This is a genomic window from Roseovarius nubinhibens ISM (assembly GCF_000152625.1).
GTDB classification, from domain to species: domain Bacteria; phylum Pseudomonadota; class Alphaproteobacteria; order Rhodobacterales; family Rhodobacteraceae; genus Roseovarius; species Roseovarius nubinhibens.
In genome coordinates this window covers 2,620,635-2,635,014 of record NZ_CH724156.1, presented here as the reverse complement: position 1 = coordinate 2,635,014, position 14,380 = coordinate 2,620,635, and the positions used below count along the sequence as shown (strand labels likewise).

Annotated in this window: 17 protein-coding genes and 1 riboswitch; of the genes, 5 read left to right on the top strand and 12 right to left on the bottom strand. The window is 65.7% G+C overall.

The features are described 5' to 3' along the window. Positions 1 to 73 precede the first annotated feature (73 nt). From ISM_RS12545 to ISM_RS18005, 4 genes are read left to right on the top strand one after another with little or no spacing between them, the layout of a single operon-like run. Entirely contained in the window at positions 74 to 253 is a 180-nt protein-coding gene (locus ISM_RS12545; protein ID WP_009814549.1) for a hypothetical protein, read from the top strand. Further along, positions 253 to 912 (top strand): hypothetical protein, encoded by a 660-nt coding sequence (locus ISM_RS12540; RefSeq protein ID WP_040618065.1) that lies wholly within the window; start codon positions 253 to 255, stop codon positions 910 to 912. The genes ISM_RS12545 and ISM_RS12540 overlap by 1 nt, the downstream gene beginning before the upstream one ends. A 34-nt stretch (positions 913 to 946) precedes the next feature. Continuing rightward, positions 947 to 1,171: a MerR family transcriptional regulator gene (locus tag ISM_RS18425; RefSeq protein WP_040618527.1), complete on the top strand. Its 225-nt coding sequence runs from the start codon at positions 947 to 949 to the stop codon at positions 1,169 to 1,171. Continuing rightward, positions 1,135 to 2,241 carry a tyrosine-type recombinase/integrase gene (locus ISM_RS18005; protein ID WP_083780926.1) on the top strand — a complete coding sequence of 369 codons (1,107 nt, stop codon included), beginning with the start codon at positions 1,135 to 1,137 and terminating at the stop codon, positions 2,239 to 2,241. The genes ISM_RS18425 and ISM_RS18005 overlap by 37 nt, the downstream gene beginning before the upstream one ends. Positions 2,242 to 2,453: 212 nt before the next feature. Here ISM_RS18005 and ISM_RS12525 read toward each other — a convergent pair whose 3' ends face one another. The 9 genes from ISM_RS12525 to ISM_RS12485 all read right to left on the bottom strand — a co-directional run bounded on the left by ISM_RS12525 (position 2,454) and on the right by ISM_RS12485 (position 11,511). Further along, the gene (locus ISM_RS12525; protein WP_009814545.1) at positions 2,454 to 4,418 is read right to left on the bottom strand and encodes an oxidoreductase; all 1,965 of its coding nucleotides are present in this window, start codon (positions 4,416 to 4,418) and stop codon (positions 2,454 to 2,456) included. A gap of 33 nt (positions 4,419 to 4,451) precedes the next feature. After that, positions 4,452 to 5,111: a helix-turn-helix domain-containing protein gene (locus tag ISM_RS12520; protein ID WP_009814544.1), complete on the bottom strand. Its 660-nt coding sequence runs from the start codon at positions 5,109 to 5,111 to the stop codon at positions 4,452 to 4,454. Between the two features lie 185 nt (positions 5,112 to 5,296). Then, positions 5,297 to 6,043, bottom strand: a complete 747-nt coding sequence (gene cobF / locus ISM_RS12515; protein ID WP_009814543.1) for a precorrin-6A synthase (deacetylating) — start codon at positions 6,041 to 6,043, stop codon at positions 5,297 to 5,299. A gap of 88 nt (positions 6,044 to 6,131) precedes the next feature. Further along, positions 6,132 to 6,809: an energy-coupling factor ABC transporter permease gene (locus ISM_RS12510; RefSeq protein ID WP_009814542.1), complete on the bottom strand. Its 678-nt coding sequence runs from the start codon at positions 6,807 to 6,809 to the stop codon at positions 6,132 to 6,134. A 52-nt stretch (positions 6,810 to 6,861) separates the two neighbouring features. After that, positions 6,862 to 7,045: riboswitch (cobalamin riboswitch) on the bottom strand. A 65-nt stretch (positions 7,046 to 7,110) separates the two neighbouring features. Next, a complete protein-coding gene (cobA, locus tag ISM_RS12505) occupies positions 7,111 to 7,830 on the bottom strand; it encodes a uroporphyrinogen-III C-methyltransferase (RefSeq protein ID WP_009814541.1) in 720 nt (239 codons plus the stop codon). Continuing rightward, positions 7,827 to 9,146, bottom strand: a complete 1,320-nt coding sequence (locus ISM_RS12500) for a cobyrinic acid a,c-diamide synthase CobB (RefSeq protein ID WP_009814540.1) — start codon at positions 9,144 to 9,146, stop codon at positions 7,827 to 7,829. Before ISM_RS12500 ends, cobA begins: the two co-directional genes overlap by 4 nt. Further along, positions 9,139 to 9,933: a precorrin-4 C(11)-methyltransferase gene (cobM, locus tag ISM_RS12495; protein WP_009814539.1), complete on the bottom strand. Its 795-nt coding sequence runs from the start codon at positions 9,931 to 9,933 to the stop codon at positions 9,139 to 9,141. The genes ISM_RS12500 and cobM overlap by 8 nt, the downstream gene beginning before the upstream one ends. Before the next feature lies 1 nt (position 9,934). Beyond that, entirely contained in the window at positions 9,935 to 10,312 is a 378-nt protein-coding gene (locus ISM_RS12490; protein WP_009814538.1) for a cobalamin biosynthesis protein, read from the bottom strand. Further along, the gene (locus ISM_RS12485; RefSeq protein WP_009814537.1) at positions 10,309 to 11,511 is read right to left on the bottom strand and encodes a bifunctional cobalt-precorrin-7 (C(5))-methyltransferase/cobalt-precorrin-6B (C(15))-methyltransferase; all 1,203 of its coding nucleotides are present in this window, start codon (positions 11,509 to 11,511) and stop codon (positions 10,309 to 10,311) included. The genes ISM_RS12490 and ISM_RS12485 overlap by 4 nt, the downstream gene beginning before the upstream one ends. Between ISM_RS12485 and ISM_RS12480 the strand changes: the two genes are divergently transcribed. Beyond that, positions 11,510 to 12,280 carry a cobalt-precorrin-6A reductase gene (locus tag ISM_RS12480; RefSeq protein WP_009814536.1) on the top strand — a complete coding sequence of 257 codons (771 nt, stop codon included), beginning with the start codon at positions 11,510 to 11,512 and terminating at the stop codon, positions 12,278 to 12,280. The genes ISM_RS12485 and ISM_RS12480 overlap by 2 nt on opposite strands. On the opposite strand, the gene cobJ is transcribed toward ISM_RS12480, so the two are convergent. From cobJ to ISM_RS12465, 3 genes are read right to left on the bottom strand one after another with little or no spacing between them, the layout of a single operon-like run. Further along, a complete protein-coding gene (cobJ, locus tag ISM_RS12475; RefSeq protein WP_009814535.1) occupies positions 12,238 to 13,023 on the bottom strand; it encodes a precorrin-3B C(17)-methyltransferase in 786 nt (261 codons plus the stop codon). The two genes, ISM_RS12480 and cobJ, sit on opposite strands and share 43 nt — an antisense overlap. Beyond that, a complete protein-coding gene (gene cobI, locus ISM_RS12470; protein WP_009814534.1) occupies positions 13,020 to 13,754 on the bottom strand; it encodes a precorrin-2 C(20)-methyltransferase in 735 nt (244 codons plus the stop codon). The genes cobJ and cobI overlap by 4 nt, the downstream gene beginning before the upstream one ends. Continuing rightward, the gene (locus tag ISM_RS12465; protein ID WP_009814533.1) at positions 13,751 to 14,380 is read right to left on the bottom strand and encodes a precorrin-8X methylmutase; all 630 of its coding nucleotides are present in this window, start codon (positions 14,378 to 14,380) and stop codon (positions 13,751 to 13,753) included. Before ISM_RS12465 ends, cobI begins: the two co-directional genes overlap by 4 nt.

The following is a 14,380-nucleotide window of genomic DNA, read 5'->3' as shown; positions in this document are numbered from 1 at the left end:
CCAAGCGCACAGCCCGCAATTGCAGAGTCCGCTGCACGCCCTTATCGGCCATTCGGACTGGGTGCATAGTCCCATGGCCCCTTTTCTATTCTTCCTTCTCATTTGCATCTCGCTCTTCATGGCAGTGGGTGTCACCGTCTACGCATTCTTTATGGGCCCCCGCACCGAGGAGGCGCCCAACACCCCCGCCGCCACCGAATTTGAACGCAGCATGATGCGCGCGCTCGATCGCATGACGCGGATGGGCGAGTGATGGCCAAGGTGCTGATCGGATGCGAAACAAGCGGCATCGTGCGCGATGCCTTCCTTGCCCGCGGGCATGACGCTTGGTCCTGCGATCTGCTGCCAGCTGACCGTCCGAGCAACCGCCATATTCAAGGCGATATTCGAGAGGTGATGAAGGCCGACTGGGATCTGATGGCCGTGATGCATCCCCCCTGCACCCGACTTTGCAACAGCGGCGTGCGCTGGTTGTCACGTCCGCCGGCCGGGCGCAGCCATGCGGACATGTGGACTGAGCTCGAGGAAGGTGCCGCACTCTTCTCTGCCGTCTGGAATGTCGCGCATATTCCCTGCATCGCCGTCGAGAACCCCGTGATGCACCACCACGCCAAGAAACGGATCCTCAATTACCAGGCGCCGGCACAGACTGTTCAGCCGTGGCAGTTCGGCACTGACCCAGAGGGGCCTGACAACGAACGCAAGCGCACCTGCTTCTGGCTGCGCGATCTTCCGCCATTGATCCCCACCGGCACTCTGGATGGGGCGACTGCGCGTGACAGCGTTCACAAAGCCAGCCCTGGCGCCAACCGATGGAAACTACGCTCGAAGTTCTTCCCCGGCCTCGCCGCCGCCATGGCTCGCCAATGGGGCGACTACGCCTCGCACCAATATGCGGCCCGCGCCGCGTGAGACTGTGACACAAGAAAGTAAAACGGAGATCCTCATGACGCATGATTTCACTCCCCGTTTAATGGCCGCTCGTGCCGCCGCCAAATTCCTAGGGATCAGCGAAAGCAAGCTGCGCTCCCTAGATATCCCGCGCAAAACCTTTGGTGGGAACATGGTCTGGGACAGGACCGATCTTGACGCGTATGCCGACTCCTTGCCCTATGAAGGCAAGGAGGAGCCCCCATGCAACGTAGATCAGTTATTCGGGGTAGCACGGTGACCTTGAAGTATTTGACGAGCACAACCAACTCGGCAGGTACGACATACTACTACCTTAGAAAAAGGGGGCAGTCGAAGGTTCCCTTGGGAAAGGGACCAATAGACTCCCCCGAATTCCTGTCACGTTACTCTGCAGCGATGGGAACAAAGAAGACACCATCACGAGCTGCAAAAGATAGCCTTGGCCATATCATTGAACTATTCAAAGCCAGTGCGAACTATAGAGCTTATTCTGAAGCCTATCGCGGCACCCTTGGTCGTCATTCTGATGCGCTCAAAGAGTGCTATGGATCGGCCCCCTTCTCTGAGATCAAACCGCATCATATTAGATCGGATCTATCGCAGTTATCACCTCATGCTGCAAACGATCGGCTAAAAATCTGGCGACTGTTGTGCCAGTATGCCTACGATCACAACTTTGCCGACCACGTTGCCTCAGATGGTATCAAGAGGGGCAAGCTCCCTAAGACTGATGGCCACCGCCCATGGTCTACTGCAGACGTCAATGCCTTTCGAGCGAAGTGGGAAATAGGATCAGTACAGCGTCTATGCTTTGAGCTTCTTTTCTGGACGGCAGCACGCACAATTGATGCTGTCACCCTCACACCATCCATGATCGGCGCGGACGGGGTTCTGACCTTCACTCAGGCAAAGACAGGAGGCAAGGCCTACGTGCCTTGGAATTGCGCCCTACCAGGTTGGGCGAAGCATTTTGAAACGGATAGAACTCTTTTGAAGGCGTGCATAACTTCAACAACCTTTACCTTTCTTGAAACCAGCAATGGCAGAGCTCGCTCTCGTAAGGGTCTCTCAAATATCATCAGCGCAGGGGCAGCAGAAGCGAAGCTTACGGGACTTTCCGCTCATGGCCTGCGAAAATCTAGGCTTACAGCAATTGCTGAAGCAGGCGGATCCGCATCTGCAATCATGTCATGGGGTGGGCACAAGAGCCTTAAAGAAGCAGAGGACTATGTGTCCACTGCCAACAGAAAATCCGTTCTCATTGGAACAGAACAAAAACAGAAAAGTGCCAACACAACCTCCAAAAGTGCCAACAAAACTCGCAACTAGTTGTTTTTATTTAATAATTTTTCAACATGGCACTCCCCTACGGGCTGCCACTTCACCGCGGTGTTTTCACAGAAAATCAGACCTGAAAATCAGAGCCTTACCTGACAAAGCTCAGGTTGCGCGCAGCTGTGTTTACCGCGTTGATTTGCCCCCTCACGGGGTGACCCGTGGCGGCCCAAAAGCGCCACGGATCGCAAGGTTTTCAAAGCGCGTCAGACAGCCCTGCCAGCGCGGAGCCCCTCGAGCACGGCCTCTTCGGCGGTGCGTGGCGCGATGCAATCGCCGGCCAATTCATGCGAAATGCCCATGCGGCGAAGCGTCTGTTCTACGTCGGTATCCGGTCGGTGCCCCTGACAGAGCACCAGCGTGTCCACCTCTTCGCAGATCACCGCCTCCTGGCTCATGATATGCTGGAGATAGACGCTGTCCTCATCCGCCCCGAAGAGCCGCATATAGGGCAGCACCTCGACGCCGAGGCTATGAAGACGGCCAATGCCTGCGTCGCGCACATACATCTGGATCGTCTGCCCGGGCATATAGCCGTTGACCGCAAGGCGGACCCGGTGGCCTGCTTGGGCCAGATGTTCGGCGAGCCCCATGCCGACCCAATCGGCGCGCCAGTCGGCCACGACGACCGAGGCCCCGACCTGAGCCTTGCCCTGCAGCACCTGCCAGGCATCGACCACGTGATCGAGATCATCGCCCTCGAATCGCGGCCAGCGCGGGGTGGCCCCGGTCGCCACGATCACCGCCTCGGGGGCGAATTCGGAAATGACCGTCTCGTCCACGGTGACGCCTTTGCGGAACTCGACCCCGGCCAGTTCGCATTCGCGGGTCAGGTTGGTGATGATGCCGCCAAATTCGGCGCGATGCGGCAAAAGCTGCGCGAGCCGCGCCTGACCGCCAAGCTGGCTCTCGCGTTCAAAGAGCGTCACGTCATGGCCGCGTTCCGCCGCCGCAGCGGCGGCCTTGAGCCCGCCGGGGCCGCCGCCAATGACCATCACGCGGCGCGGGCTGGTGGCGGGCTGCGGCGCGCCAAGGGTGGTCTCCCGGCCGCTCACCGGGTTCTGGATGCAAGAGATCGGATAGCCCGCGTGGAAATGCCCGATACAGGCCTGATTGCAGCCGATACAGGCGCGGATATCGTCGAGCCGCCCCTCCCCGGCCTTGTTGCCGATCTCCGGGTCGCAGATCATGGCGCGGGTCATGCCGCACATATCGGCCTGCCCCGAGGCGATGATACGCTCGGCCTCTTGCGGCTGATTGATGCGGCCGGTGACGATGGTGGTGAGGCCGGTGCGGGTTTTGATCGCCTGCCCCAAGGGCGCGGTATAGCCCGCCTCTTCATACATCGGCGGCGCGATATGGACCGAGCCCGCCAAGGTGGCGGAAGATCCCGCCACGACGCTTAGATAATCGAGCGTGGCATGGTCTGCGATATGCGCCCAAGCGTCGAGCGTGTCGGATTGTTCGAGCCCCTCATGGCTGCGCTCGTCGCCCGAAAGGCGCATGCCGACGACAAAGCCCGCGCCGGTCTTGGCCCGAATATCGGCGGCAATCTCGCGCAAGAATCGCGTGCGGTTTTCCAGCGAGCCGCCATAGTCGTCGTCGCGCTGATTGACCTCCGGGTTGAGGAATTGCGCGGGCAGATAGCCATGCGAAGCCACCACTTCGACCCCGTCAAGCCCGGCCTCTTCCATCCGGCGGGCCGCGTCGCCATAGGCGCTGATGACCTCGGCGATCATCTCGGGCGGCATCGGGCGTGGCATGACGTGAAACCGTTCATTGGGCGTGGCAGAGGCGCTGTAGGACACGGGCGCGGTGCCATCCTCGGAGGCGATCATTTCGCGCCCCGGGTGAAAGAGTTGGGCGATCAGCCCGGTGCCATGGGCGTGAATACGGTCGGCCAACCGGCGATAGCCCGGAATGCAGGCATCGCTGTCGACGCGGATCGGATCGGCCACGAAGACCGCGCTCGGATGGACAAGCGCCACTTCGGTCACGATGAGCCCGGCGCCGCCGCGGGCGCGGGCCTCGTGATAGGCGATGAGTTTCTCGCCGATCTGGCCCTCTTGGTTGAGGTGGGTTTCATGCCCGGTGGACACGATGCGGTTGCGCAGGGTGAGCTTGCCGAGGGTGATGGGGGCGAAAAGCTGGGGGAAATGGTCCTGGCTCATGAGGCGGTCCTGTGGCTGGTCTCGATCGGGCGATCAGAAGCTGGGCGGGGTGAGCGCCCAGATGACGATGGTTTCGGTCTCGGACGGGTTGCGGTAGCGATGCGGCGTTGCGCTGTCGAAGGCAAAGCTGTCGCCCGCCTCGAGCCGGTGATGGGCCTCGCCGACCCAGAGCTCGAGCACGCCGGAGAGCACCAGTCCCGCCTCTTCGCCCTCATGGGCATAGACCGTGTCGACGCCGCTGCCGGGGGCGAAACGGCAGGAGAGCAATTCGAGCTTGCCGCCCAGACCGGGGGTCAAAAGCTCGTCCCGGATGCCGTCATCATAGGCGATGGCGCGGCGCTCAGCCCGGCGCACGATGATGCTGCGGTCAGCGGTGTTTTGATCGGGGGAATCGGGATCTGGGGCCCCGGAATCTGGGACCTCAGGACCGGGAAAGAACCAGCTCACCGAGACGCCGAGCGCCCGGCTGATCCGAAAGAGCGCGGTGACCGAGGGGCGGTTTTGGGCGCGCTCGATCTGGCTGATGAAGCCGGTGGAAAGGCCCGTCGCCTCGGCCAGAGCCCCGAGGGTCAGGCGGCGCGCCTTGCGCAGGTTGCGGATCTCTTCGCCGAGTCCGGGATCGACGCGCGACATCTCGAGCGTGTCCATGTTGAACGGCGCGGTGAGCAGCTGACCTTCGTGGTGGTTGGGCATGCGGTGCCTTCCGGGTTTGTAAAATTCATCATAGATAATTTTACAATTGTGCAGAAGTCAACGAAAAGCGTCACGCCCCGCGCCGGACCCTGGGCGGGGATTGGCGCGGTTCCATGGCCCGCGCGTGAGTCAAGAACGCGGTCTAAGCCGCCATCTCTCTTGGATTTTCCGTGAGGCTTGCCCGGTCAGAGCGCCGGACCCCGGCGCAGCATATAGACATCCATGAGCCAGCCATGGCGGGCGCGGGCCTCGGCCCTTGTCTCGATGATGCGCGGGCCGATCTCTTGCAGCGGGCCGCTCAGCAGGATCTGTTCCGGCATGCCGAGATAGGCGCCCCACCAGATGTTGAGCCCGTCGGGCTCGATCTGCTGAAAGCTGCATTCGCCGTCGAGCATGACGATGGCGGTGTCGCTCTCACTCGGCAGGCCGTGATCGCGGAGCCGTCGGCCGGTGGTCACGGTCACCGCCCCGTTCACGGTGTTGAAAGGGATGGCATGGGCCGCGGTCAGCGCCTGCAGCGCGGTGATGCCGGGCACGACGCGAATGGCGGGTTTCGGGTCGAGCCGCTGGGCGATGCGCAGGGTGCTGTCGTAAAGCCCCGGATCGCCCCAGACCAGAAGCGCCACAGGGCCGTCGGATGCGCCCTCCGCGAGGGCCGATTGCCAGCGGCGGGCGATCTCGTCATGCCAGGCGATGACGCGGTCCTGATAGGGCAGGCTGTCGTCGCGGGTGGGCATGTCGAAATGCAGGACGCGGGCGGTCGCCCCGGCGGCGTCGAGAATACGGTGGCGCAGTTCGGCCAGATCGTCCTTGGCCGGGCCTTTGCGCGGGATCAGGATGGTGGCCGCGTCGCGCAGCGCCGCCTGCCCTTCGAGCGAGATATGGGCGGGAGAGCCGGTGCCGATACCGACCAGCCACAAGTCACGGATCATATTGAGGTCTCCTGATGCGAAACGGCCCGGCCCTCTTAGCAGAGGCCGGGCCGCGATGCCAAATTATCGCGTGTCGGTATCGCGTCGGTTATGCGGCTGCATAGAGACGGCGCGCGAAAAGCCCCGCCGTCGCGCCGTTGCGCAGGGTTTTCGCCACGGCGAGCACCGCGAGATCGGCCAGCGGCTCGACCAGAACGACGAGCATATAGGCCGCACCGAATGTGCCGACAGCGGCGAAGGTTTCGGCGCTGACGCCCTGTCCGTAGAAGGCCCAGAAGGCGACCCAGGCGACGACACCGCCCTGATAGATCCCCGAGAGCTTGAGCACATGGGTATAGTCGAGATCGACATAGGCGCGGTCTTGCGGCAGGAGCCGTTTGGCCAGCGCCGAGATTGCCAGCAGCGGCACCAGAAGCGTGGTCACGTTGACGAAATACATCGGCATGTCGGTCGGGGCGAAGAACATGCCCTGGATGAGCAGGCCGAGCGCCAGACCGATCGCCGCGGGGGCCGCGCCGAGCAGCAGGAACAGGGTCGTGCCGAGGATGAAGTGGACTTCGGAGACGCCGACCGGGAAATGCGGCAGCACTTCGAAGAAGACGAAGGTGCCGAGCGCGGCGAGCAGGCTGCGGATCGCGAAGGAGGCGGGCTCGCTCTGCTTGAGGTCCTGCCACGCCAGTTTCGCGGTATAGCCCGCGGCACCGGCCGCAGTGGTGTAGGCAAAGGCCATCTTGGCACCGTCAACGACACCGGGTTCGATATGCATAGGATCTTCCTTCCTGTCTAGCTGCCCCACCGGCAGCGTTGTGAACCGCTCTCGCGGCAGATGATCAATGGCAGGTTTCCTGACTTACGGGTCGTCGCGTTGTCGGCCTTCCCAGCCCAGCTCGGGCCAGTGGTTTTCCTAAACGCTCGCCGCTTACAGTTGCGGGGGCAGTCCGGGGGTTTCACCCGGTTCCCTTTTTCAGCCACTTGCGTGACGCCATCGAATGGAAGGAGATTAGCAGCGCCCCGCGACCGCACAAGGATAAATGCGGCAGATCGAGGTCGCTTTGCGGATGTTTTCGCTACATCTCGGCCAAAGGCCCATAAAGGATGAGCGCCGGACGGTCGCCGATCTCTGCGCCAAGCTGTGCGGCGAGATCGGCCACGGTGCTGCGGGTGACCTGTTGCTCGGGCGTGCCCACCGCCTCGGCGAGAATGGCGGGCGTCGTGCCGGGCAGACCGGCGGCGGTGAGCGTCTCGGCCAGCAAGGGAAAGGTCCGCTTGCCCATGAATACCACGGTACAGGCCGAAGGATCGGCCAGCGCGGTGATGTTGAGATCGTCGGGCAGTTTGCCGCCCGCGTCATGGCCGGTGACGAACTGCACCCGCCGCGCCGTCAGCCGCCGGGTGAGCGGGATGCCCGCCGCCGCCGCCGCCGCGATGGCCGAGGGCACGCCGGGGATGATCTCATAGTCGATCCCGGCGGCGCGCAGCGCGACGAGCTCTTCCTCGAGCCGTCCAAAGAGGCCGCTGTCCCCGGATTTGAGCCGCACGATACGGCCGCCCTCGCTCGCATAATCCACCAGCAGGCGGCTCACATGGTCCTGACGCGGCGAGAGCCGCCCTGCCCGCTTGCCGACACCGATGAGATCGGCATCGGGATTGGCATGATCGAGAATCGGCCCGGCGGAAAGATCGTCGAACAGCACCGCATCGGCGCGTTTGAGACGGTCCACCGCCTTGAGGGTCAAAAGCTCGGGGTCGCCGGGGCCGCTGCCCACGAAACTGACAAAACCGCTCATGAGGCCTCCGCGGTGATGAGGTGGAAGAAGGTGCCGGTGACATGGCCACGCCGCGAACCGGTTTCGGGCACCGGGTTGCCATCTGCGTCAAAGACCTGGGCCAAGGGCGCGTCGGGCTGATCGAGGATCATGGAATAGTGGAACTCATGGCCGCGCAGCGCCTGTCCCGCGTCAAAGCCCGGCATCGGCGTGTCGAGCACGGCGCGGCGATAGCCGAGGTGGAATTTCCGCTTTTCATAGGAGGTCTCGAGCCCGAGAAGCCCGGCCATCTGGTGGCGGGTGCCTTCCTTGTCGACGAGCCCGGCGCCGAGCGCCATATAGCCCCCGCATTCGCCATGGACGGGGCGGGTTTCGGCGTGTTGGCGCAGCCCGGTCAGAAAGGTCCCGGCGGCGGCGATCCGGCCTGCGTGCAGCTCGGGATAGCCGCCGGGCAGCCAGACCAGATCGGCGCTGGCATCGGGGGCCTCGTCCGCGAGGGGCGAGAAAGGCAGGATTTCTGCCCCGGCCCGCCGCCAGCCTTCGAGGATATGGGGATAGGTGAAGGAAAAGGCCGCGTCACGGGCGAGCGCGATGCGCTGCGCCGGCGGTTTCGGCAGATGCGCCGCGCCCGTGGGCAGGCCAGAGCCTTGGGCCGCTGCGCGGATGAGATCGAGATCGACATGGGCGCGCAGGAAGTCGGCATAGCCCGCGATGGCCGCCTCGAGATCGGGATGTTCCACCGCCTGAATGAGGCCCAGATGACGCTCCGGCAGGGTCAGATCGCCACGCCGGGGCAAGACGCCGAGCACCGGCAGGCCGGCGCGTTCCATCCCGAGACGGGCGAGCCGTTCGTGACGGGGGCTTGCGACGCGGTTGAGGATGACACCGGCAAAGGGCAGATCGGGCATGAAATTGCGAAAGCCGAGGGCGGTGGCGGCGGCGGATTGCGCCTGACCGCTCACATCGAGGACGAGCACCACGGGCCAGCCCATGCGCCGCGCGGTTTCCGCGCTCGAGCCAAAGCCCGACTGACCACGTGTCGCCACCCCGTCATAGAGCCCCATCGAGCCTTCGGCGACGCAGATATCGGCGCCTTGCGCCTCTTGGGCGATGGCCGCCAAGAGGCTTTCGTCCATGGCCCAGCTGTCGAGGTTGAAGCTCGCCCGACCGCTGGCGGCGAGGTGGAAGGCCGGGTCTATGTAATCGGGGCCGGATTTATAGGGCTGCACCACTTGGCCCGCATCGCGCAGCGCGCGCAGAAGGCCGAGCATGACCGTGGTCTTGCCAGTGCCGGAGGACGGGGCCGAGATCAGCAGGCCGGGGGGCATCTCAGTCATCGCCATGCTGCCATTCGCTCCACGGGCTGTCGGCGGTTTGCGGGCGGTAGCGGCGGTCGTAATCGGCGGCGTAGAGCCGGCTCTCGGCAAAGCCTTCTTGGGCCAGCGCGCGGCCGACGAGGATCAACGCGGTGCGCGAAATCGAGGCGTCGATGTTTTCCGCCACGGTGCCAAGGGTGGCGCGGATGATCTTCTCGTCCGGCCAGCTCGCGCGGTAGACCACCGCGACCGGGCAATCGGCGCCGTAATGCGGGATGAGCTCGTCCACCGAGCGTTCGAGATTGCCGATCGACAGGTGCAGCGCCAGCGTCGCCCCGGTGCGGCCGAAATTGGCCAGCGTTTCGCCATCGGGCATCGAGCTCGCCCGGCCCGGTGTGCGGGTCAGCACCACGGATTGCGCCACGCCCGGCAGGGTGAGTTCCGTGCCGAGCGTCGCGGCGGCGGCGGCGAAGGAGGGCACGCCCGGGGTCACGGTATAGGGGATGCCTGCGGCCTCGAGGCGGCGGATCTGTTCGCCCATGGCGGACCAGACCGAGAGATCGCCGGAGTGGAGCCTTGCCACGTCCTGACCGGCGCGATGGGCGGCTTCGCATTCGGCAATGATCGCGTCGAGATCCATCGGCGCGGTGTTGATGATCTTGGCCCCCTCCGGACAGTGGTCGAGCACCGCCTCGGGGACGAGCGAGCCTGCATAGAGGCAGACCGGCGAGGCGGCGATGATGTCGCGGCCGCGCAGGGTGAGCAGATCGGGCGCGCCGGGGCCTGCGCCGATGAAGTGAACGGTCATGTCAATCTCCTGTCGCGAGGGCGCATGTGGCCCTTTTGTCTGTGCTGATGACGCGGGGCTGAAGGAGCCGCGCCTGTGGTCCGGCCAAGGCCAGCGCCGCCGCCTCGGCCACCGAGCCGGTGCCGCGCGCGGCCTGCGAGGCCGGGGAATGGGTGTCGGTTGTCTGCGCGCCAAGCACGGCCGGGTCAATGCCCAGGGGCGCAAGGCCGAGCGTTTGGGCCAAGGTCTGAAAGCCCGGGGTTTCGGCCTTGTCGGCGGCGGTGGCGATGGCGCCAAGCGCCATGCGGTCCTGGCCTGCCGAGGCCAGCGCCGCGTCGAGCGCGTCTTGCAGGCTCTGGGCCGAGGTGCCTGCGCGAAATCCGAAACCGGCGGTGATCATAGCGTGCCGCTCCATTGCACCAGCGGATAGGCGGATTTCCAGCCGCGACGGCTGCCGAGTGGCAGCGCTTGGGCGAGCTCGACCCGCAGCAATTCGCCGCCCTGTTCGGCCTGCCATGCGGCCAGCAGCATCTCGGCCTCGAGGGTGACCGCGTTGATCACCAGCCGGGTGCCGGGGACAAATTCGGCCAGCAGCGTTTGCAGCAGTTCGGCGCTCAGCCCGCCGCCGACAAAGATCACATCGGGCGGGTCGAGATCGCAGAGCGCCTCGGGGAGCTGGCCCTCGATGATCTCGATCCGGTTTTCGACCCCGAAGGCGCGGGCATTGGCGGCGATGAGGCCGATCCGGTCGGCGCGGCCCTCGATGGTGGTGGCGCGGCAGCGGGGATGGGCGAGCGCCCATTCGACCGAAATGCTGCCCGAGCCGCCGCCGATATCCAGAAGATGCTCGCCCGCGCGCGGGGCCAGCGCCGAGAGGGTGAGCGCCCGCGCCGGGCGTTTGGTCATCACCCCGTCGCTTTCAAAAAGATCGTCGGCGAGACCGGAGGTTTTGGGCAGCGCCGCCTGCGCCGGGCCTTCCATGGCGATGGCGACGCAGACCGGGTGCGAGAAACTGCCGCCGATGTCTTCGGCCAAACCTTCGGTGATCTGTTGGCGCGGGCCGCCCATGGCTTCGCAGACCCAGAGCCGCGATGCGCCAAAGCCCATGTCGGCGAGGTAATCCGCGAGGCTTGCCACCGCGCTGCCGTCGCGCAGCAGCACGATGGCGCGCTCTCCCGGGGCGAGATAGGGGCGCAGCCGGGTCATCGGCTGGGCATGGAGGCCGAGGCAGAGCGTCTGTTCCAGCGGCCAGCCGAGATGGGCCGCGACCAATGAGAACACCGACGGCCCGGGGATGGCGCGCCATTCGCCCGGGGTGAAATGCCGCGCGATGACGGCGCCCGCGCCGAACCAGAACGGATCGCCCGAGGCCAGCGCCACGACCTGACGGCCGCGCAGGGATTTCAGCCGTTCGATCCCTTGCGCGAAGGGCACCGGCCATGCGATAGGCTCGGCCTGCAGATCGGGCAAAAGCGCGAGGTGACGCGGCGGTCCGATGACCACTTCCGCCGAGGCAAGCGCCGCCAGAGCTGCGGGGCAGAGCCCGTCGGGGCCGTTCTCGCCCAAGCCGATAACCGTGAGCCAAGGGGTTTCAGACATGCGCATCAACCTTCTGATCCTGGGCGGCACCACCGAGGCCAAGGCGCTGGCCCAAGCGGTGGCCAAGGCCGAGATCCCGGCTATCTTCTCGCTTGCCGGGCGCGTGGCGCGGCCGCTCGATCAGCCGGTGCCGATGCGCACGGGCGGGTTTGGCGGGGTCGAGGGGCTGTGCGACTTCCTGCGCCGCGAGGCCATCACCCATGTGGTCGACGCGACCCATCCCTTTGCCGCGCAGATGAGCCGCAATGCGGTGGCGGCCTGTGCGAGGATCGGCGTGCCGCTCATCGCGCTGAGCCGCGCCCCGTGGCGCGCCGTCGATGGCGATCAATGGCAGCGGGTGCCGGATATGGCGGGGGCGGTGGCGGCGCTGGCCGGTCCGCGCCGGGTGGTGATGCTCGCCGTGGGGCGGATGCATCTGGCCGAGTTCGCGCCCAATCCGCAGCATCGTTACCTGCTGCGGCTGGTCGATCCGCCAGAGGCCCCCCTGCCCTTGCCGGACTGTCATGTGATCGTCGCCCGTGGCCCGTTCAGCGAGGCGGAGGACCGCGCGCTCATGCAAGAACATGGGGTGGAGATCGTCGTGTCCAAGAACGCCGGGGGCCGCGGGGCCGAGGCCAAGATCGCCGCCGCGCGGGGCCTCGGCCTGCCGGTGATCATGATCGACCGGCCGGCGATCCCTGCGCGCCGCGAGGCCAGCGATGTGGCCGAGGTTCTGAACTGGATCTCTCATTCCGGGTCCGATGGGGCCGGAACCGATCGCGGGGTGTAGACGATCGGCGGCTGACCCTCGCGCAGGATGCGCCGGGTGAGCGACGAGCCGACCAGCACCACGGTGCGCATATCGGCCATCTCGGGCGTGGCTTCGGCGAGGGTGACGCAGCGGATCTCTTCCTCCGGCGTGCTGACCGCGCGGGCAAAGAGGATAAGCCGTTCGGGTTCGCATTCCTCGCGCAGGATGTCGAGCGCGCGGCCAAAGCCTTCGGGCCGGGACCTTGAGCGCGGGTTGTAGAAGCCCATGGCGAAATCGGCCTGGGCGGCGAGGCGCAGACGCTTTTCGATCAGCGCCCAGGGCTTGAGATTGTCGCTCAGGTTGATGGCGCAGAAATCATGGCCCATGGGCGCGCCGGCGCGGGCGGCGGCGGCGAGCATGGCGGTGATGCCGGGCAGCACGCGAATGTCGAGATTGCGCCAATTGGGCGCGCCCTCTTCCACCGCCTCAAACACCGCCGAGGCCATGGCAAAGACGCCGGGATCGCCCGAGCTTACCACCGCGACGCGGCGGCCCTCGGAGGCCATTTCGAGCGCATGGCGGGCGCGTTCGACCTCGACCCTGTTGTCGCTTTCATGCAGCGTGAGACCGGGGCGCGGCGCGATGCGGCGCACATAGGGGATGTAGCCCACCACATCGGTGGCCTCATCGATCACGGCGCGCACCTCGGGGGTGACGAGCGCCTCGTCGCCGGGGCCGAGCCCCACGATCTTGACCCAACCTGTCTTGACAGAACCTGTCATGGCCGTCTCCCCTGCCCGTGTACGAGAATGATCGAGAAATACGGCAGGCTGTCGCCGTCGATCTCCGACAGCGGCGTCACCGATTGGTCCGGCAGGCTGGCGTATTGCACCACGACGGCGCGGTCGGATTTGCCCGAAGCCTCGAGCGCGGCGCGGACCTTGGGCAGGTTGCGCCCGACCTTCATCACCACCAGCGCATCGGCAGCCTGCATCGCGGCGACCATCTGTTCGCGGTCGAGCGTGCCCATCACCACCGAGAGCACATCATCGCCCCAGGTGATCGGCGCGCCGGAGGCGGTCCAAGCCGCAGACATGCCGGTGATCGCCGGGACCACCTCGACCGGGATCAGATCCTTGAGCCGGGTGAAGAGATGCATGAAAGAGCCGTAGAAAAACGGATCGCCCTCGCAGGGCACGATCACGTCCTCGCCCGCCTCGACCAGCGTCCGGATATGGGCGGCGCAGTCTTCGTAGAAGGCCGACAGGAGTTCGTTATAGCGCGGGTCGGAGAGCGGGATTTCCGTGGTGACCGGGTATTCCATCGGGAATTCCTGCACGTCGCCTGCCAGCATCGGGGCCACCGTGGCGCGGGCGCGCCCGGCATTCCCGGCCTTGCGGAAATAGGCGACATGGCGCGCCTGCCGGATGAGCCGGTCGGCCTTGACGCTCATCAACTCGGCATCGCCGGGGCCGAGGCCCACGCCATAGAGGGTGCCGCGGGTGCCGGTCATTCCGCGCGGCTCGCGATGGCGTTGATGGCGGCGACGGTGATGGCGCTGCCGCCCAGACGTCCGCGCACGATGAGCGAGGGCACCGGCAGCGCCTCCCAGAGCGCGTCCTTACTCTCGCGGGCGCCGACGAAACCGACGGGACAGCCGATGATCGCCGCAGGGCGCGGGCATTCGGGGTCTTCGAGCATTTCCAGCAGGTGAAAGAGCGCGGTGGGCGCGTTGCCGATGGCCACCAGCGCCCCGTCGAGCCGGTCGCGCCACAGCTCGAGCGCGGCGGCAGAGCGGGTGGTGCCAAGCTCGGCGGCGAGATCGGGCACCCGCGGATCGCGCAGGGTGCAGATCACGTCGTTCTGCGCGGGCAGGCGTTTCTGGGTCACGCCTTCACTGACCATATAGGCGTCACAGAAGATCGGCGCGCCGGCCTCGAGCGCGCCGCGCGCCGCCGCGACCATGCCGGGCGAGACGGCCACGTCGCGTTCCAGCCCGACCAACCCGGCGGCATGGATCATCCGCACCACGACCTGTTCCTCATCCGCGTCGAACCGGCCGAGATCGGCCTCGGCGCGGATCGTGGCGAAGGATTCCAGATAGATCGCAGCGCCGTCTTTTTCGTATTCATAGGGCAT